Below are 18456 nucleotides of genomic sequence, written 5' to 3'. Positions count from 1 at the left end.
CGGATCTGGTGTCCACCGTGCACCACGCCACTGACAATGCGCTCTGACCTGCGCAAACGCGGTCGTGGCGGTCGATTGTCAGTGGTGGGATCTACCTTCGATGGCATGACTCAGCAGGGGGTGCGCTGGACTGCGGATCAGGTGCTTGCACTGGCGCCTGACGCCGCGTCACGCAAAGCGGGAAGCAAACTCGGCGCGGCGGGGCCGTGGTCGGAGGCGGGCAGTTCTGACGAGGGGACGGTGTGGGGGCTGTGCAGGGGAAGCGGCAGCAAGCCGTATCAGACGGTCATCGACATCGCGGACTCGACCGGGCCCGCGTACAAGTGCAGTTGCCCGAGCCGCAAGTTCCCGTGCAAGCACGCGTTGGGACTGCTGCTGCTCTGGGCGGGCGAGGACGGGACGGTGCCGCGGGGGCAGGCGCCGGACTGGGCCGAGCAGTGGATGGAGGGCAGAAGGAAGCGCGCGGAGGAGAAGCGGACGACGAGCGGGGCGTCCGGTGCTTCGACGGGTGATCCGGAGGCGGCGCGGCGCCGAGCGGAGCGGCGGGCCGAGCGGATCACGGCGGGCGCGGCGGAGCTGGAGCAGCGGCTGACCGACCTGCTGCGCGGTGGTCTGGCGGCGGCCGAGCAGGCGGGGTACGGGCTGTGGGAGGAGACGGCTGCCCGGATGGTCGACGCCCAGGCGCCGGGGCTGGCCGCACGGGTGCGGGAGTTGGGGGCGATCCCGTCCTCCGGTCCGGGCTGGCCGGTGCGGCTGCTCGAGGAGTGCGCCCTGCTCCATCTCCTCGACCAGGGCTGGCTGCGCCGTGAGCGGCTGCCGGAGGGACTCGGCGCGACGGTCCGTTCACGGATCGGGCTGTCCGGCCCGGCGGACGGCCCGCCGGTGCGCGACCGCTGGCTGGTCCTCGCCCAGTACGACACGGGGGACAGCCGCCTCACGACGCGCCGCATCTGGTTGTACGGGGCGGAGTCGGGGCGCAGCGTGCTGCTCCTGTCGTACGGGGCCGCCGGCCGCGCACCCGAACTGGCGCTGCCCGTGGGACTGGTCCTGGACGCGGAGGTGTCCGCGTATCCGGGCGAGGGTCAACTGCGGGCGGCGCTGGGCGAGCAGTTCGCGCCTCCGGCACCGGTGGCGCTTCGGCCGCCCGGGGTGAGTGTGGCGCGGGCGGCGGCCCTGTACGGCGAGGCCCTTCGACACGACCCGTGGCTGGATTCCCACCCGGTGACTCTGGGCCGGGTCATACCGACCCCGGACGGCGATTCCTGGCAACTCGCCGATGCGGACGGCGACTCGGCGCTCCCCCTCACCACTGCCGCCCAGTCCCGCTCCGGGCTGTGGCGCCTGGTCTCCCTGTCCGGAGGCACTCCGGTCACGGTCTTCGGAGAGTGCGGACACCGCGGATTCACTCCGCTCGCGGCCTGGCCGGAGGGCCCCGGGGAGGCGGTGACGCTGTGCTGACGCCCCAGCGCTCGTTCTCTCCTCCCGCCCTCCCCACCATCGAGCTACATCGATTCCGTACGGAAGGGACGCGCATGAACCGGCCCCTCACTCCCACGGATGCGCCCACCGGAAGCTCCTGGGAGGAGCTCGTGACCGTGGCGCTGCTCGGGACCGAGCGGCGGACGCCTCCGGGGATGGCGCCCGGGCGGGAAGCGCCGGGGGCACTGCTCGACGCGGCAGCCGTGCAGACGGTGCGCCGGCGGGCCGGGTTGCGGCCAGGACGGGCGGCGACGCGACTGGCGCCGGCGGTGGAGGACCCGCGGCCGACGCTGCCGCCCGCGGCGGCACGCAGGCTGTCGATGCTGCTCACCGACCGGCCCGGCGCCGGAAGCGGCGGCCGCAGAGGGGCGACGCCCGATCTCATGGAGTTGCTGCCGCAGTGGCTCACGATGGCGAACCGGCGCGGATTCGCGGCACCCCCGGAAGCGCTGCCCGCGCTCCTGGACGCCGCCCGGGGGCGTACGGATCTGCGGCCGGCGGCGCTGGCGTTCGCGGGACCGCGTGCGCTGTGGCTGGCGCGGCTGAACGCTGACTGGCGGTTCGCGCTGCGTTCGACACCGGGTGGCGGGGCCGCGCTGCCCGGCGCCGGAGAACGGGAACGGATCGGGCAGTTGTGGCAGGAGGGGCTGTTCGCCGAGCGGGTGGCGCTCCTCGCGGCGATACGGGCGCGTGACGCGGCGGCCGCGCGTGAGCTGCTCGCCACGACGTGGGCGACGGAGCGGGCCGAGGACCGGCTGATGTTCCTCGACTCGCTGCGGACGGGGCTGTGCGCGGCGGACGAGCCGTTCCTGGAACAGGCGTTGGCCGACCGCAGCCGCAATGTGCGGGCCACGGCGGCGGAGTTGCTGTCCGCCCTGCCGGGGTCGGCCCTTGCCGGGCGGATGGCGGACCGGGCCGGCTCCTGCGTTGCCGTCGACCACACGAGCGGCACGCCGACCATCGCGGTCGAGGCCCCACCCGAGTGCGATGCGGGCATGGAGCGCGACGGGGTGGTGGCCAAGGCTCCGGCGGGGCGGGGTGAACGGTCCTGGTGGCTGGGCCAGTTGGTGGAGGCGGCACCGCTGGGGACCTGGTCGCGGCGGTTCGGGGGGCGTACGCCCGAGGAGATCGTGGCGCTGCCCGTGGCGGACGACTGGCAGGATGAGCTGCATGCCGCGTGGTGCCGGGCGGCGGTGCGGCAGCGTGATCCTTCTTGGTCCAGGGCACTGCTGGGTGCCCCCACCGCGCCCGAGGCCGGGGGGCCGGGGGCGGTGTCGCTGGCCGAGCGGGCGAAGTTGCTCGGCACGTTGGGGGGCGAGGAGCGGGCCGAGTGGGTGGCGGGGTTCATCGCGGTGCACGGGTTGTCCGAGGCGTTCCAGTTGCTCGGGGTGTGCGCGGTGCCGTGGGCTCCGCCTCTGGGGCGGGCTGTTGTGGACGCGCTCAATATCGCGCGGGACGCGGGGAGTTATCCGTGGAGTTTCAGCGGAGTCATGGGGCTGGCCGAGCGCTGCCTCGATCCGTCGGAGGCGGTCCGCCTGGAGGCCCTCACGGCCGTCCCCGACGAACCCGAGAACGCGTCGCCCGGTGCCGGGGGCTACTGGGCGGAGTCCTTCCAACGCCTCGTCAGCACGCTGCGCTTGCGCGCGGCGATGCAGTCCGAACTGTCGGACCCGTGACGGTGCGCTCCGCTGTCGGTGGGTGGGTGAGTCGGTACGGGTTTCCTGAGACGAGCGTGGGGGTGCCCCCTTCAGGGGGTCGCTGGGTGATTGAGGGCGAGTGGGGCGCGCCCTTTAGGGGCGCGGGGAACTGCGCGACCAGCCACAGCCGACCCGCAGCCGAAAGACGAACCGGGGCCTGGGGGGGGCGCAGCCCCCCAGCCAGGGGCGCGGGGAACTGCGCGATCAGCCACGGACGGCCCGCAGCCGAGGTGCGACCGGGGTCGGGGGCCTGGGGGCGCAGCCCCCGGTTTCGGGAAGGGGTGGGGTTGGGGAAGGGAAAACCCACCCCACCGGCGGAGCCCTACGCCTCGGCCGGCTGCCGCACATTCGCACGTACCCAGGACACGATCGACGCCGTCGTCGCGCCAGGTGTGAAGATCTCCGCGACGCCCTTCTCCTTGAGGGGCGGAATGTCCGCCTCGGGAATGATGCCGCCGCCGAAGACCTTGATGTCCTCGGCGTCGCGCTCCTTGAGGAGTGCGATGACGGCGGCGAAAAGCGTGTTGTGGGCGCCGGAGAGAATGGAGAGCCCGATCGCGTCGGCGTCCTCCTGGATCGCGGTGTCGACGATCTGCTCGGGCGTCTGGTGAAGGCCCGTGTAGATGACCTCCATACCCGCATCGCGCAGCGCCCGCGCGATCACCTTGGCCCCGCGATCATGGCCGTCAAGCCCCGGCTTGGCCACCACCACTCGGATCGGACCGGCTGCCACACCCATCACTGCTGCCTCCATGAACCGACTGCCCCGGTCTGCAGAGAACCGATCTGCAGAGATCTGTATCGACCTGTACCGGCTTGTAACGACTGATAGCACCCCACGGCGATGGCAGCGACTCGTCGGCTCAGCTGGTCGACGCGTCGCGGCCGCTCCACCTCAGGTGTGCCCCAGCGGCACAGGCACCCCGCACCGCGCCGGCCGGGGAAGTGAACGAACGTTATCGCCAGCATCCCTCAACCGGCAGTTTCGCGGTGGATACCGAGGGGGAAATCACACAGTGGGACACGTTCGCAGCGCACCGATCCCGCATCCTGCGACACAAGGGCCGCAGCCGGACCGGGCGCAGAGGGAGCTGCCACGAGGTCGCCGCACCGGCGTCATACACGCCGCCTGTGCGGCGTCGTTTTCACTCGTTGACGGTTTCCTATGAGGGCACACGGGGGACAGAGGCGTCCTTCCGTGCGCCGACGGGAGGTCGGCCATGAAGGTCACCAGGGCAGTGTTGCCCTTTCTGCCGCTGTGCCAGCGTCTGCTCCCCAGCAGACTGGCCGGACTCTCTCTGAATCTCCTGAAGGCGACGGCCCTGGAGATCGCGATCCTCGCGGGACATCTGCTCCTCTACCCCTCAGGCATCATCCAGGAGCAGCGATCACCCGCCCCCGGCACCCGCACCGGCACCGGGCCCGGCCCCGACGACAGCGCCCACGACTCCGGCGGCGAGTCCGATGCCTCCCGCCTGCCCCTCCCGGTCCATCCCCCTGTCGTACTGCTGCACGGGTTCATAGACAACCGCTCTGTGTTCGTGCTGCTGCGCCGCTCGCTGGCCCAGCACGGCAGGCAGCAGGTCGAGTCGCTCAACTACTCACCGCTGACCTGCGACATACGCACCGCGGCCGAACTGCTCGGCCGGCACATCGAGGAGATCTGCGAGCGCACCGGCCGGCACGAGGTGGACATCGTCGGGCACAGCCTCGGCGGACTGATCGCGCGCTACTACGTACAGCGCCTGGGAGGTGACGTCCGCGTACGGACGCTCGTCACGCTCGGCACACCGCACTCGGGCACCGCTGTCGTGCCGATGATGAACGCGCACCCGATCGTGCGGCAGATGCGGCCCGGATCCGCCGTGATCGAGGAGCTGCGTGAGCGCGCGCCGCACTGCCGAACCCGGTTTGTGAGCTTTTGGAGCGACCTCGACCAGTTGATGGACCCGCTGGAGACCGCCTGTATCGAGCACCCCGACCTGCTCGCGCAGAACGTTCGCGTGAGCGGGATCGGCCATCTCGCGCTGCCCGTGCATCCGGCCGTCGCGGCGGGCATACGGCAGGCACTCGAAGCCGAGGTGCCAGGAGCCCGCACAGCCGCACACGCCAACGGCCTGACCGTGGCGTAGACGCCCCCGACGTCGGGACCGCCTCCGAGCGTTTCGGAGCGTCTCCGATCCTTCGAACACTCGTCGAACGCCAGGCCAAAGCCGCGTCCGCAGTCCGCCGAAAGACGGTCGAATGCCCGTTTCCTGCGCGGGGGAAACCTGCCGAAGATTGTCGCGCCCGCGTACTGCCGGGTACAGTCACCGCACTGCTCTGCCAGCCCCTGTCGTCGAGGCGAAAGAGAAGTTGGTGAACGACCGTCACCCGTCGGGGACCGCAACTCCCCCGACTCCGGCTCCCGATGCGGCCTCGGCGCACTACGCGTCCTATGGTCAACAGGGATCCCAGTACGGCGACTTCACCACGTACGACGCCTACTCCGCCACGGGTTTTGACGCGACCGCCACGGGCGCCTACGACGCGACGGGCACCTACGCGACCACAGCCTTCGAGACGGACCCCCTCTTCGGCGACCTGCCGGGCGGCGGCACCGGTTCGTACGACGCCACGCAGTGGTCCACCGGTTCCCACGAGACACTCGGCGGACACCACCAGACGCCGCACTACGACCCGTACACGGCCCAGCACCTCTCGGCGTACGACACCGGCAGCTATGAGACGACGGGGATCTGGCCTGAGGCCACCGGGTACCAGCAGCTCGCCGAGATCCCGAGCCAGGCCGTCGGCCCCGAAGCCACCGGCCAGTGGGACGCGAACGCCTGGCACCAGGCCGAGCCGGTCGACCAGAACCAGCAGTGGAGCACGCAGACTTTCGAAACGGGCGCGTACGACGCGACGGCGTGGAACTCAGACGGCGACCACCAGCCGCACGAGTCCTACGACCAGCACGAGTCCTACGACCAGCAGGCCACAGCCACCTTCGAGCACATCGGGTACGACGAACCGATGGCCGCCGAGGGCGACTTCATCCCCTCCGACGACCCGGACACCGGCACCAGCGTCGGCCCAGGCACCGACATGGGCACCGGCACGCACGACGATTTCCCGCCGCTCGACGGCGTCGAAGGGGTCGAGGAGCTCAGCCCCGTCGCCGCCACCATCGTCGCCCCGGCCCCACGTTCGGCGTCCCGCAGCGCAGGCCGTGGAGCCGCCCGTTCCCGTCGCCGCACTCCGCCCAAGCGTTCCGCGCTGCTGACGGTCGTCGTGCCCTCCGCGTGTGTGGTGGGGGTGGCCGGGATCGCGGCCGCGTCCGTGGGCGCCGGAAGCGAGAGCGAGGCCCCGCAGACGACCGCCGCGCCCGACGCGAGCGCCGTCAAGCCGTCGGCTGCCAACAACAAACTGGACACCCAGCTCGAAAGCCTCTCCGCGGGAGCGGACGACTTCGCCGACCGCGCGAGCCGCACGCAGGAACGTATCGACCTCAAGGCCCAGCAGGAGGCCGAGAAGAAGAGGGCGGCGGCCGAGGCGGCCCGCAAGGAGCGGCTGCGTCCGAAGTTCGCGCTGCCGGTCGCCCAGAAGGGACTCAGCGCCTACTACGGCCAGTCCGGCATCAACTGGATGTCGGTACACACCGGCATAGACTTCCCCGTCTCGTACGGCACGACCGTGATGGCCGCGACCGACGGCACGATCCGTACGGAGTGGAACAGCGCGTACGGGAACATGGCGGTCGTGACCGCCAAGGACGGCACGGAGACCTGGTACTGCCACCTCTCCAGCTACAAGGTCGCTTCCGGGACGGCCGTGAAGGCCGGCGACCCGATCGCGTTCTCGGGCAACTCCGGCAACTCGACCGGCCCGCATCTCCACTTCGAGGTACATCCGGGCGGCGGCGACGCGATCGACCCGCTGCCGTGGCTGCGCAGCCACGGCTTGAACCCGAATTAGGCAACGCGTACGCGTCCGTTGCCGCGGTGCCCGTCCCCGGGGCCCCGCCCATAGCCCCCTGTAACGGGCTGGAGCCCTCGCTGCTAGAGGCCCTCGCTGCTAGAGCTTCTCCACCGGCGCGTACCGCAGAAGAAGCCGCTTCGGCTTCGGTTCCCCGAAGTCGATCGTCGCCTCCGCGTTCGCCCCTGTGCCCTTCACGCCGACCACGGTGCCGAGCCCGAACTGGTCGTGTGTGACCCGGTCACCCACCGCCAGCGATACCACCGGCTTCTCCGTGGCGCCGCCGCGCCGCGTCGCGAAGCCGGACGCGCCCGAGGCCGCCGACCGGGAGCGGGAGGACGAGAGGGAGGCCGCCACCCCGGCCACCGGGCCGGCGGACATCGACCCCATGGATGCCGTCCGCTTCCACTCCAGATGCGTGTCCGGGATCTCCTCCAGGAAGCGGGACGGCGGGTTGTACGAGGGCTGCCCCCAGGCACTGCGCATCGTCGACCGCGTCAGGTACAGCCGCTCCCGCGCGCGTGTGATGCCGACGTACGCGAGCCGCCGCTCCTCCTCCAGTTCCTTGGTCTGGCCGAGCGCGCGCATGTGCGGGAAGACGCCGTCCTCCATGCCGGTCAGGAACACCACGGGAAATTCGAGGCCCTTGGCGGTGTGGAGGGTCATGAGCGTGATGACGCCGGAGCCGTCCTCCTCCTCGTCCGGGATCTGGTCGGAGTCGGCGACGAGCGCGACCTGCTCCAGGAAGTCGGACAGCGTGCCTGCCTCTCCCTCCGCGCGCTCCTGCTCGAACTCCATGGCCACGGCGGCGAGTTCCTGGAGGTTCTCGATGCGGGTCTCGTCCTGCGGGTCCGTCGAGGCCTGCAACTCGGCGAGATAGCCGGTGCGTTCGAGCACCGCCTCCAGGACCGTGGCCGGACCGGCGCCCGAGTCCACGATGGTCCGCAGGTCCTCCATCAGCGTGTTGAACCGCTTGACGGCGTTCGTGGAGCGGGCCGCCATGCCGTACGCCTCGTCGACGCGGCGCAGCGCCTGCGAGAAGCTGATCTTCTCCCGCGACGCGAGAGCGTCGATCATCGCCTCGGCGCGCTCGCCGATGCCGCGCTTCGGTACGTTCAGGATGCGGCGCAGGGGGACGGAGTCCTCGGCGTTGGACAGCACCCTCAAGTACGCGAGGACGTCCCGGACCTCCTTGCGCTCGTAGAAGCGGACGCCGCCGACGACCTTGTAGGGCAGGCCGACGCGGATGAAGATCTCTTCGAAGACACGGGACTGCGCGTTCGTCCGGTAGAAGACGGCGACGTCGCCCGCCTTCGCGTCACCGGAGTCCGTCAGCCGGTCGATCTCCTCGGCGACGAACTGCGCCTCGTCGTGCTCCGTGTCGGCGACGTAGCCGGTGATCTGCGCGCCCGCGCCCGCGTTGGTCCACAGGTTCTTGGGGCGGCGGCTCTCGTTGCGCTCGATGACCGCGTTGGCGGCGCTCAGGATCGTCTGTGTGGAGCGGTAGTTCTGCTCCAGGAGGATCGTCGTCGCGTCCGGGTAGTCCTCCTCGAACTGGAGGATGTTGCGGATGGTCGCGCCGCGGAAGGCGTAGATGGACTGGTCGGCGTCACCGACGACGCACAGTTCGGCGGGCGGGACGTCGTGCTCGCTGGGCGGGACGTCCACGGGGTGCTCGGAGGTGCCGACGAGTTCCCGTACGAGGGCGTACTGCGCGTGGTTCGTGTCCTGGTACTCGTCCACGAGGACGTGGCGGAAGCGGCGGCGGTAGTGCTCGGCGACGTCCGGGAAGGCGCGCAGGAGGTTGACCGTCGTCATGATCAGGTCGTCGAAGTCGAGGGCGTTCGCCTCGCGCAGCCGCGACTGGTAGAGCGCGTACGCCTGGGCGAGGGTCTTCTCGAAGCCGTCGGCCGCCTGGCTCGCGAAGTCCTCCTCGTCGATCAGCTCGTTCTTCAGGTTCGAGATCTTGGCGCTGAAGGACTTGGGCGGGAAGCGCTTCGGGTCGAGGTCCAGATCGCGGCAGACCAGGGCCATGAGGCGCTTCGAGTCGGCGGCGTCGTAGATGGAGAACGACGAGGTGAAGCCCAGCTTCTTCGACTCCCTGCGCAGGATGCGGACGCACGCGCTGTGGAAGGTCATCACCCACATCGCGTGGGCACGCGGGCCGACGAGCTGCTCGACGCGCTCCTTCATCTCACCGGCGGCCTTGTTGGTGAAGGTGATCGCGAGGATCTGGCCCGGGTGCACCTGCCGCTCGCCCAGCAGATAGGCGATCCGGTGCGTGAGCACACGGGTCTTCCCGGAGCCGGCGCCGGCCACGATGAGCAGGGGCGCGCCGGAGTGCACGACGGCCGCGCGCTGGTTCTCGTTCAGCCCCTCCAGGAGCGCCGCGGCGTCGACGTGCGGCCGCGGGGCGCCGTCGCGGTAGTACTCGTCCCGGCTCGGCGGCACGTCGAAGCGGCCGCCGAACAGGTCGTCCGGAACCGGCTCCGGCGCCTCGTCCTCGGGCGGCGGCGGGGGCTCTTCCTCGTGGGCCTGCGAGGGCTTGAGGTCCGCCAGGAAGCTGTCATCAAAGAGGCTGCTCATCGCTCTCCGAGTCTAGGCTCCCCCACTGACACCTCGCCGCCCCCCTGAGAACTCCACCAGAAACCGGAGCCGATCTCCCTGATCCGATCCCCAGAGCCCCCTCACCCTCCATCGCCGTTCTGTTACGTTCGGCGACGAACGGGGTAGAGAGCTCGTACGCGGATCTTGCGGCCACCGGGGAGGGCGGGCGCGGCGCACAGGTTGCACCATAAGTACCGTAGGTACCATGCGCCCCCCTGGGCGCGCGCATCGACGCCGAGGCCGCCCCGGGCCGGCCGACTCGGCACCAGTGCCCCGAAATCGGGAGAACTCCGTCAGCCAGGACAACTGGCCTCAGACCCTTCCGGATTGACCTCGAAGAGCTTCGGTTGAGGAAAAGGTCACGAAAACGTATCGGGCAATTCGCTCACCAACCTTCACAGGAGCCACACCCGTTGGCTAACTTTCCAGTGGGCCGCTCGACACCCACCGGCGAACGTCGCCGGGCCGTGCGGCCTCCGCTGAGTCCGGTACGCCCTTGTGGGCCGACGGAGCCGGGGACCCAACGACCTTGGGGTGAATCGGTCCAACTCCCTTGGGGGAGCAAGGACCGTAGGGCAAACCTTCCGGAGCACCCGCCCGAACCCGACAGCTAACTCGGTAAGCGGACGACGGAAGGAGTCGCCCTCGTGGCGTCGCACCGCAAATTGCGGACCCCCAGTAGTCCCATGGGCATACGGACCCCTGCCCTGGCCACCGCCGCCCTCACCTCGGTGGCCCTGCTCTCGCAGTCGGCGAACGCCGCGCCCGCCGCGGAGCCGAGGCCCAGCCTCGACGAGGTCCAGAAGAAGGTGGACGACCTCTACCAGCAGGCGGAGACCGCCACAGAGAAGTACAACGGGGCCAAGGAGAAGACCACAAAGCAGCGCAAGCGCGTCGACACCCTCCTGGACGACGTGGCCGAGCGCACGCAGAAGCTCAACGAAGCGCGCGAGGAACTCGGTGAGTTCGCGTCCGCGCAGTACCGCACCGGCGCCTCCACCCCCGGTACCGCGACCATGCTGCTCGCGGACGACCCGCAGGACTACTTCGACCAGACCCAGCTGATGGACCGGCTGACCAGCCGCCAGAAGCAGGCAGTCGACGACTACACCACGCAGCAGGCCGCGACGACGAAGAAGCGTCAGGAGGCCGCGGAGAGCCTGGAGACGCTCACCAAGACGCAGAGCACCCTGAAGAGCTCCAAGGCGGAGGTCCAGCGGAAGCTCGCCGAGGCGCGCGAGCTGCTCTCCCAGCTGACCGCCGAGGAGAAGGCGCGGCTCGCGGAGATCGAGAGGAAGAAGCAGGAGGAGGCCCGGCGCAAGGCGGAGGAGCTGGCGCGGCAGCAGGCCGCTGCGGAGGAGGAGAGGCAGCGCCAGGAGCAGCAGGCCCAGCAGGACTCCACGAGCACCTCCGGCTCGGGCAGCACCGCGGGGACCGGCACCTCGACCTCGACCTCCACCTCCAAGGGCGAGAAGGCGCTCGCCTTCGCCGAGGCCCAGACCGGCAAGCCGTACGTCTGGGGCGCGACCGGCCCCGACTCCTACGACTGCTCCGGTCTCACGCAGGCCGCCTGGAAGGCCGCCGGCGTCACCCTCCCGCGCACCACCTGGGACCAGGTCAACGCCGGCACGACGGTATCGGTCGCCAACGCCCAGCCCGGCGACCTGATCTTCTTCTACGACGACATCAGCCACGTCGGCATCTACAAGGGCGACGGCATGATGGTCCACGCCCCGAAGCCGGGGGCGTACGTCCGCGAGGAGTCGATCTACTACATGCCGATCCACAGCGTCGTCCGCCCGGCGTGAGCCACGCGCGCGTGCGGGCTTTCATGCGGCACGCGCGCGTGGGCATCACCTGGTGACGCCCTGGCCCCGGCGAGGGCGGCCGCTTTCAGGTCCCTGTCAGGTCCAGAGAACCGCGATGAAGATGTTCGCGATGGTCAGGCCGCCCACCAACCCGAACAACCCCTTCTCCACCGTCTCCTCGTCCCGCTTCACGTACACGAGCCCGAGAATCACGATCAGCAGCGCCAGCTTCACGCCGATCTTGATGTTGTTGACGGGCTGGTCGTCGGCCTGGTTGAGGCCCACCAGGACGACGCCGGTGACCAGCATGGTCAGGGCGCCGTGAAGCATCGCCGGGCTGAAGCGGGCCGTTCCCTCACCCATCGCCTTCATCTGGGTGAGGAAGCCTCCGAGGAGTGAGGCGATGCCGATGATGTGCAGCGCCACGAAGAGATGGATGAGTACGTCCATGACGCCGGAGCCTAATCGGAGGCTCTGAGGCCGCCTCGCACGGCCCCCCGCCTCCCTCGGCGGGCCCATACCAGCACCGCGCCTGCCCCGCTTGCACAACGGCCGCATCGGTCACCGCTCCTCGTCAACTCGCCGGCGGCAGGCCAGGATCACGGTCGCGAACGTTCACTGCGCGACTCGCTCCCGCCAGTTCCGTACATGGCGTTACCAACCCCTCACTCTCAGGTTTAGCGTCCTTCACCAGGTGACCGGCTTCCCACCCACCGCCCGGACCAGGGCGGCAGCCGGACACCACCGCCGAGAAAGGTCCGGCGGCGGCCCGCTCCCCCTGTGCGGGCCGCCGCCGGACGTGTGACCGGCCCTCGGGCCGCCGCCGGGGACGTATCCACGCCTCGGCGGTCGTACGGAAGGACGTGGAGTCCAGGTGGCAGCGCACCGCAAGCCGAGACAGCGCTCATTGGCCGGGGGTACGACCCGCACAGCCTTCACGATCGCGCTCGCGGGCGCGGCGAGCGCGACCTCCTTCGACGGGGCGGGGCACGCGGAGCCGCAGCTGACGCCGGATCAGGTGAAAGCGAAGGTCGACAAGTTGTACCAGGAGGCGGAGGTCGCCACCGACAAGTACAACGGGTCGAAGGAGAAGGCCGCCAAGACGGAGCGACGGCTGGACTCCCTTCAGGACGAGGCCGCGCGCAGGACGGAGCGGCTCAACTCCGAGCGGGACGCCCTGGGTTCGGTGGCCGCGGCGCAGTACCGGGACGGAGGCCTCGACCCCGCGTTGCGGCTCATGCTGTCGTCGGATCCCGATCAGTACCTGGACGGGGCCGCGTTCGCCGAGCGCGCCGGGAGCCGGCAGGCGACGACCGTCTCGCGCGTACGCAAGGAGCTGCGCGAGATCGAGCAGTTGCGCGGGGCCGCGCAGGTCGAACTCGCCTCGCTCAAGTCCCAGCAGGCGGATCTGAGGCGGCACAAGACCGCGGTCACCGGGAAACTGGGCGAGGCCCGGCATCTGCTCTCCCGGTTGACGGCGGAGGAGCGGGCGCGGATCGGGGCGGACGACGCCACCACGGCGCGCGCCTCGCGTTCCGGGTCGGCCCCGCACGACCCGGGCTCGACCACGGCGGCGCCCAACTCGCGTGCCGCCGCCGCGATCTCGTACGCGTACGAGAAACTCGGCAGTCCGTATGTGTGGGGCGCCACCGGGCCGGACGCCTTCGACTGCTCGGGGCTGACGCAGGCCGCGTACCGCTCCGCTGGCATCTCCCTGCCCCGGACGACGTACGCCCAGATCGACTCCGGCACACGCGTCTCCCGGTCCCGGCTCCAGCCCGGGGACCTGGTGTTCTTCTACTCGGGCATCAGCCATGTGGGGCTCTATGTGGGCAACGGGCAGATGATCCACGCGCCCAATCCTTCGGCGCCGGTGCGGGTGGCTCCGCTGGACGAGATGCCGTTCGCCGGGGCGACCCGGGTGGTGTGAGCGGGTGCAGCGGGGTGGGGTGGGGTTTTCTTTCCCCAACCCCACCCCCTTCCCGAAACAGGGGGCTGCGCCCCCAGGCCTCGGGGTTCGTATGTCGGCTGCGGGCCTGTTGTGGCTGGTCACGCAGTTCCCCGCGCCCCTGAAGGGGCGCGGGTCAGCGGAGCTCGCGCAGGGCCTCGCCCACCATCGCCACGCCGTCCTCGATCGCCGATGCCGGGGTCGCCGCGTAGCCCAGGAGCAGTCCCGGTGGGCCGTCCGGCCGCTGGCGGTGCCACGAGAGCGGGTGCACCTTGACGCCACGGGCCAGCGACGCACCGGCGAGATCCGTGTCCCTCTCGTCGCCCTCGAACGTAACCAGGAGATGCAGCCCGGCCGCCGCGCCGTGTACGACCGCCCCCGGCAGGTGCGCCCGTATCGCCGCGATCATGGCGTCCCGACGCCGCCGATGACGCCGCCGCAGCAGTCGCAGATGCCGCTCCAGCTCCCCCGACTCCATCAGCCGAGCCAGCACGAGCTGCGGCAACACCGCATTGCCGAGATCCGCGAACCGCTTCGCCGCCACCAGCGCGTCCCGGTACCGCCGCGGCGCCACCACCCACCCCATACGCAGCGCGGGCGCGAGCAGCTTCGACACGCTCCCCATGTAGCAGACCCGTTCCGGCACCATCGACCGCAGCGCGGGTACGGGCGACCGGTCGTAACGGTGCTCGGCGTCGTAATCGTCCTCGACGACCAGGCCGCCCGCCTCGGCCCACCGCATCAACTCCCGGCGCCGCGCGCCCCCGAGCACGACCCCGGTCGGAAACTGATGAGCCGGTGTCAGCAACACCGCCCGGTGATCGGCCAGTTCGGATACGAGCACGCCGTCGCCGTCGACCGCCACAGGCGGCGTACGAAGCCCGAGGTTCCCCAAGTGCTGGCGGATCCCCAGCGACCCCGGATCCTCCACGGCGATCTCCCCGGCCCCCTCCTCCCGCAGTACACCGCCCACCAGCGCGAGCGCCTGCGCGGTCCCCGCGACGATCAGCACCTCCTCGGGATCGACCCTGATCCCGCGATTCCGCCCCAGCCAATGCGCGACGGCCCGCCGCAACTCCACGGTCCCGCGCGGATCCCCGTACCCGAACCCACCGGCCGTCAGCTCCCCCAACACCTCACGCTCGGCCCGCAACCACGCCGCCCGCGGAAACGCCGCCAGATCCGGTACGCCGGGCGACAGATCGATGCGCGCGGGCGCGGTCCGGATCAGGTCGAAGACATCCTCACCCGGGGGAAGGCCGAACAGGTCGGTGGATCCGGGCCGTTGAGGTGCCAGTCGCCGGCTTGCCTCAGCCTCCACAGGCCCGGCGCCCGCCGGCCCGGAACCCACCGGCCCGGCGCCCACAGGCCCGGCCACCACAGGCCCGGCCACCACCACCGTCCCCTGGCGCCCCCGCCCCACCACATGCCCGTCCTCCGAGAGCCGCTGATACGCCTCGGTCACCACCCCGCGCGACACCCGCAACTCGGCGGCGAGCACACGTGTCGCCGGAAGCCGGCTTCCGAGCGGCAGCCGCCCGTCGGCTATCGCGCGCCGCAACTGCCCCGCGAGCCAGTCGGCCCGCCCGCCGAGCGGCGCGTCCCGTATGTCCAGCTGCAGGAAGTCCGAGCCGGCGGACGAGGCCTCACCCACCGGACCTCCGGCTATGGACCCGTCGAGGACAACCTCATTGGACCTGTCCATCGGACCATTCTCGGACAAGGCTCACCCCATGACCACCACCACACCCATCGACTACGTCCACGGCTACTCCGCCCACGAGTCCCGCCGCCTCGGCGACCAGGCCGACACCCTGGCGCAACTGCTCCACGCCGACACGGCCTACCCCGCGGGCAGCAAGGTCCTGGAGGTCGGCTGCGGAGTGGGCGCCCAGACGGTCCACCTGGTCGAAGCCAGCCCGAAGACGCACTTCACGGCGGTGGACATCTCGGCCGCCTCACTCGCCCAGGCCCGCGCCCGCGTCACGGCCCAGTTCCCCGAGGCCCGCGTGACGTGGCACCAGGCGAACCTCTTCGAACTCCCCTTCGCGGACGCCGAGTTCGATCACCTCTTCGTCTGCTTCGTCCTGGAGCACCTGGCCGCCCCGCGCCAGGCGCTGACCGCCCTCCGCCGCGTCCTCCGCCCCGGCGGCACCCTCACCGTCATCGAGGGCGACCACGGTTCGGCGTTCTTCCACCCCGACAGCCCGTACGCCCACGCCGCCATCGACTGCCAGGTCCAACTCCAGGCGGCATCGGGCGGAAACGCCCTGATCGGCCGCGAGCTGCACCCCCTCATCACCGGCGCCGGATACGACGACGTGACGGTCCGCCCCCGCACGGTCTACGCCGACCGTTCCCGCCCCGCCCTGGTCAACGGCTTCACCCGCAACACGTTCACCGCCATGATCGAGTCCGTGCGCGAGGAGGCCCTGGAGGCCGACCTCATCACCCCCACGGACTGGGATCGGGGCATCGCGGACCTGCACCGCACGGCATCCGAGGACGGCACGTTCCACTACACGTTCTTCAAGGCGGTGGCGGTGAACCCGGCGTGACGAACAGTCACACCAGCCGTCGTGCCGTGGCCCAGCGGGTGAGCTCGTGCCGGTTCGACAGCTGGAGCTTGCGAAGTACCGCCGAGACATGGGATTCGACGGTCTTGACGGAGATGAACAGCTGCTTGGCGATCTCCTTGTAGGCGTAGCCGCGGGCGATGAGGCGGAGGACCTCGCGCTCGCGCTGGGTGAGGCGGTCGAGGTCCTCGTCCACGGGTGGGGCGTCGGTGGAGGCGAAGGCGTCGAGAACGAAGCCGGCCAGGCGCGGGGAGAAAACCGCGTCGCCGTCCTGGACGCGGAAGACGGAGTCGACCAGGTCCGTGCCGGTGATGGTCTTCGTGACGTAGCCACGGGCGCCGCCCCGGATCACGCCGATGACATCCTCGGCGGCGTCGGAGACGGACAGCGCGAGGAAACGTACGGGCCGCTCGGCGTCCGCCATCAAGGGGGCGCAGCGGCGCAGGACTTCGACACCGCCGCCGCCCGGGAGGTGCACGTCCAGGAGGACGACCTCGGGCCGTGTGGCCGTGATGACGGAGACCGCTTGGTCGACGTCGGCGGCCTCTCCGACCACCTCGACACCCGTCCGTTCGGTCTGCCCGATCTCGGCCTGGACCCCCGTACGGAACATGCGGTGGTCGTCGACGAGGACCACCCTGACCCGGCGCTCGACCGCTCCGCCGGCAGGCGTGCCACCGACAGGCGTGCTGCCGGCAGGCGTGCCGCCCGCGGGCTCGGCCGACTCCACCGGCTCGCTCGCCCCGTTCGCGTCGCTCATGTCTCCGCCCTCTCCATCTCCAGCTCGACCTCCGTGCCGCCGTCCGGCACCGCGCGCAGTCGGGCCGTGCCGCCGTTGCGCTCCATGCGGCCGATGATCGATTCTCTGACGCCCATGCGGTCGGCGGGTATGGAATCCAGATCGAAGCCGGGGCCTCGGTCCCGGACGGACACGAAGACCGACTTGCCCTCGACTTCGGCGTAGACCTGTACCGCGCCGCCCTCGCCACCGTACTTGGCCGCGTTGACCATCGCTTCCCTCGCGGCCTGCATCTGGGCGCCGATTCTGTCGTCGAGCGGGCAGTCGCCGACGACGACAACCTCGATGGGCACCCCGTGCTTGTCCTCCACCTCCGCCGCGCTGCGCCGGACCGCTTCGGCGAGGGTGTCCGGTTCGTCGGCCTCGTCCTTGCCGGTGCCCTCCGGTTTGTAGAGCCAGGAGCGCAGGTCGCGTTCCTGGGCGCGGGCGAGGCGGCGCACCTCGCTCGCGTTCTCCGCGTTCCTCTGGATCAGGGTCAGGGTGTGCAGGACCGAGTCGTGGACATGGGCGGCCACCTCGGCCCGCTCCTGGGCGCGGATACGCATCAACCGCTCCTCGGACAGGTCCTGGGTCATGCGTACGAGATAGGGGCCGGCGAGCAGCGCGATGCCCACCAGGACGGCGAGCGCCGCCTGCAGCACCGAGCCGAGGTGGGCGGCGGAACCCTGCAGGACGAATATCCCGGAGACCCCCGCCGTGACCAGGAGGACTCCGGCCGCCGAGCGGGCCAGGTTCAGGGTGCGCCGGCGGCGGCCCACCTCCACCCAGCGGGCACGCCGCGCGTTGTCCGCCTGGCGCCAGACCAGGGCGACACCCGCGCCGACCAGAACGGCGGGCCAGAGATACGCCTTGGCCCCGCCGCTCAGGTCCACGTTGCCGACGAAGACCATGGCGATCACGACCATCGCGAGCAGCGCGACGATCTGGCCCTTGTCGGGCTTGCGGGCGACGAGTTTGCGGCGGCCGTCGGCCGCGACCTCGGCGACGATGGCAGGGGGGCGCCCGGCGTCCACGCCTCCGACGCCGAGCGGCACGAAGAACCAGAACGAGGCATACAGCAACGCCCCGAGCCCGTCCGCCAGGAACAGCCCGACGAAGACCACCCGCACCCAGGCCACGGGCAGCCCGAGATGTCCGGCGAGCCCCCGCGCGACGCCACCGAGCAAGCGTCCGTCGCTGCTGCGGTAGAGCTTGCGCGGCGGCCGCGGGGTCTCGACGGGCAGGGCTGCGGCTTCCGGCATGCCATCGATGTTCACACGCCGGGCGCCCCCGGGCATCAGGGTCGACCCCCGAGACTCCCCTGATCTTCGAATGAACGTCGAGGGGAACGCCGATGGACATCGATGGGACATCGATTTGATCGCCGAACGCTCCTCGACGTCGGGGGCGATTTCAGGGTTCGGCCAGGGTCGTCCCGACTGCCGCCGAGCCGTCGGGGCCGTCACCATGGACACATGACAGATCAGCAGGACGCCGCGACGGGTCCGGAACCCGGCTCCGGCCGGCGCCGCGGCACGGGCCTCGGCGAGGCCCCGGCCGCCGAGCCGCGGGACACCACACCCGCCGCCGGCGCCCCTGCCGCCGC

At 70.9% G+C, this 18456-nt stretch carries 13 protein-coding genes and 1 riboswitch; of the genes, 7 read left to right on the top strand and 6 right to left on the bottom strand.

Annotated elements, in window-relative coordinates:
* Positions 1 to 105 precede the first annotated feature (105 nt).
* Both FE633_RS19370 and FE633_RS19365 read left to right on the top strand, forming a co-directional pair.
* Positions 106 to 1458, top strand: a complete 1353-nt coding sequence (locus tag FE633_RS19370) for an SWIM zinc finger family protein (RefSeq protein ID WP_138046437.1) — start codon at positions 106 to 108, stop codon at positions 1456 to 1458.
* Positions 1459 to 1532: 74 nt separating this feature from the next.
* Positions 1533 to 3155, top strand: a complete 1623-nt coding sequence (locus tag FE633_RS19365; RefSeq protein WP_138046436.1) for a DUF5691 domain-containing protein — start codon at positions 1533 to 1535, stop codon at positions 3153 to 3155.
* A 343-nt stretch (positions 3156 to 3498) separates the two neighbouring features.
* On the opposite strand, the gene icmB is transcribed toward FE633_RS19365, so the two are convergent.
* Positions 3499 to 3915, bottom strand: a complete 417-nt coding sequence (gene icmB, locus FE633_RS19360) for a coenzyme B12-dependent isobutyryl CoA mutase small subunit (RefSeq protein WP_138046536.1) — start codon at positions 3913 to 3915, stop codon at positions 3499 to 3501.
* A 481-nt stretch (positions 3916 to 4396) separates the two neighbouring features.
* On the opposite strand from icmB, the gene FE633_RS19355 reads away from it, so the two are divergent.
* Entirely contained in the window at positions 4397 to 5308 is a 912-nt protein-coding gene (locus tag FE633_RS19355) for an esterase/lipase family protein (RefSeq protein WP_138046435.1), read from the top strand.
* A 226-nt stretch (positions 5309 to 5534) separates the two neighbouring features.
* The gene (locus tag FE633_RS19350) at positions 5535 to 7133 is read left to right on the top strand and encodes a M23 family metallopeptidase (RefSeq protein WP_246113710.1); all 1599 of its coding nucleotides are present in this window, start codon (positions 5535 to 5537) and stop codon (positions 7131 to 7133) included.
* Positions 7134 to 7232: 99 nt separating this feature from the next.
* Here FE633_RS19350 and pcrA read toward each other — a convergent pair whose 3' ends face one another.
* Positions 7233 to 9719 carry a DNA helicase PcrA gene (gene pcrA / locus FE633_RS19345; protein WP_138046433.1) on the bottom strand — a complete coding sequence of 829 codons (2487 nt, stop codon included), beginning with the start codon at positions 9717 to 9719 and terminating at the stop codon, positions 7233 to 7235.
* Between the two features lie 488 nt (positions 9720 to 10207).
* Positions 10208 to 10380: riboswitch (cyclic di-AMP (ydaO/yuaA leader) on the top strand.
* Positions 10381 to 10387: 7 nt separating this feature from the next.
* Between pcrA and FE633_RS19340 the strand changes: the two genes are divergently transcribed.
* Positions 10388 to 11548: a C40 family peptidase gene (locus FE633_RS19340; protein ID WP_138046432.1), complete on the top strand. Its 1161-nt coding sequence runs from the start codon at positions 10388 to 10390 to the stop codon at positions 11546 to 11548.
* Positions 11549 to 11644: 96 nt separating this feature from the next.
* On the opposite strand, the gene FE633_RS19335 is transcribed toward FE633_RS19340, so the two are convergent.
* Entirely contained in the window at positions 11645 to 11998 is a 354-nt protein-coding gene (locus FE633_RS19335; RefSeq protein ID WP_138046431.1) for a hypothetical protein, read from the bottom strand.
* A 424-nt stretch (positions 11999 to 12422) separates the two neighbouring features.
* Between FE633_RS19335 and FE633_RS19330 the strand changes: the two genes are divergently transcribed.
* Positions 12423 to 13478 carry a C40 family peptidase gene (locus FE633_RS19330; protein WP_138046430.1) on the top strand — a complete coding sequence of 352 codons (1056 nt, stop codon included), beginning with the start codon at positions 12423 to 12425 and terminating at the stop codon, positions 13476 to 13478.
* Positions 13479 to 13632: 154 nt separating this feature from the next.
* On the opposite strand, the gene pdxR is transcribed toward FE633_RS19330, so the two are convergent.
* The gene (gene pdxR, locus FE633_RS19325) at positions 13633 to 15201 is read right to left on the bottom strand and encodes a MocR-like pyridoxine biosynthesis transcription factor PdxR (protein WP_138046429.1); all 1569 of its coding nucleotides are present in this window, start codon (positions 15199 to 15201) and stop codon (positions 13633 to 13635) included.
* Positions 15202 to 15229: 28 nt separating this feature from the next.
* On the opposite strand from pdxR, the gene FE633_RS19320 reads away from it, so the two are divergent.
* A complete protein-coding gene (locus FE633_RS19320; RefSeq protein ID WP_138046428.1) occupies positions 15230 to 16054 on the top strand; it encodes an L-histidine N(alpha)-methyltransferase in 825 nt (274 codons plus the stop codon).
* Between the two features lie 7 nt (positions 16055 to 16061).
* On the opposite strand, the gene FE633_RS19315 is transcribed toward FE633_RS19320, so the two are convergent.
* Together FE633_RS19315 and FE633_RS19310 are read right to left on the bottom strand one after the other, a co-directional pair.
* On the bottom strand, positions 16062 to 16832 hold the full coding sequence (locus FE633_RS19315) for a LuxR C-terminal-related transcriptional regulator (protein ID WP_138046427.1): 771 nt from the start codon (positions 16830 to 16832) through the stop codon (positions 16062 to 16064).
* Positions 16829 to 18148 (bottom strand): ATP-binding protein, encoded by a 1320-nt coding sequence (locus FE633_RS19310; protein ID WP_138046426.1) that lies wholly within the window; start codon positions 18146 to 18148, stop codon positions 16829 to 16831. Before FE633_RS19310 ends, FE633_RS19315 begins: the two co-directional genes overlap by 4 nt.
* Positions 18149 to 18456: the final 308 nt, after the last annotated feature.

It is taken from the genome of Streptomyces montanus (genome assembly GCF_005786655.1).
Taxonomy (GTDB): Bacteria; Actinomycetota; Actinomycetes; order Streptomycetales; family Streptomycetaceae; genus Streptomyces; species Streptomyces sporangiiformans.
This window is presented reverse-complemented; position numbering and strand designations above follow the sequence as displayed.

Coding starts and splice junctions, on each gene's coding strand:
- FE633_RS19370 (WP_138046437.1), top strand. CDS start 106: ATGACTCAGCAGGGGGTGCGCTGGACTGCGGATCAGGTGCTTGCACTG.
- FE633_RS19365 (WP_138046436.1), top strand. CDS start 1,533: ATGAACCGGCCCCTCACTCCCACGGATGCGCCCACCGGAAGCTCCTGG.
- icmB (WP_138046536.1), bottom strand. CDS start 3,915: ATGGGTGTGGCAGCCGGTCCGATCCGAGTGGTGGTGGCCAAGCCGGGG.
- FE633_RS19355 (WP_138046435.1), top strand. CDS start 4,397: ATGAAGGTCACCAGGGCAGTGTTGCCCTTTCTGCCGCTGTGCCAGCGT.
- pcrA (WP_138046433.1), bottom strand. CDS start 9,719: ATGAGCAGCCTCTTTGATGACAGCTTCCTGGCGGACCTCAAGCCCTCG.
- FE633_RS19335 (WP_138046431.1), bottom strand. CDS start 11,998: ATGGACGTACTCATCCATCTCTTCGTGGCGCTGCACATCATCGGCATC.
- pdxR (WP_138046429.1), bottom strand. CDS start 15,201: ATGGACAGGTCCAATGAGGTTGTCCTCGACGGGTCCATAGCCGGAGGT.
- FE633_RS19320 (WP_138046428.1), top strand. CDS start 15,230: ATGACCACCACCACACCCATCGACTACGTCCACGGCTACTCCGCCCAC.
- FE633_RS19315 (WP_138046427.1), bottom strand. CDS start 16,832: ATGAGCGACGCGAACGGGGCGAGCGAGCCGGTGGAGTCGGCCGAGCCC.
- FE633_RS19310 (WP_138046426.1), bottom strand. CDS start 18,148: ATGCCCGGGGGCGCCCGGCGTGTGAACATCGATGGCATGCCGGAAGCC.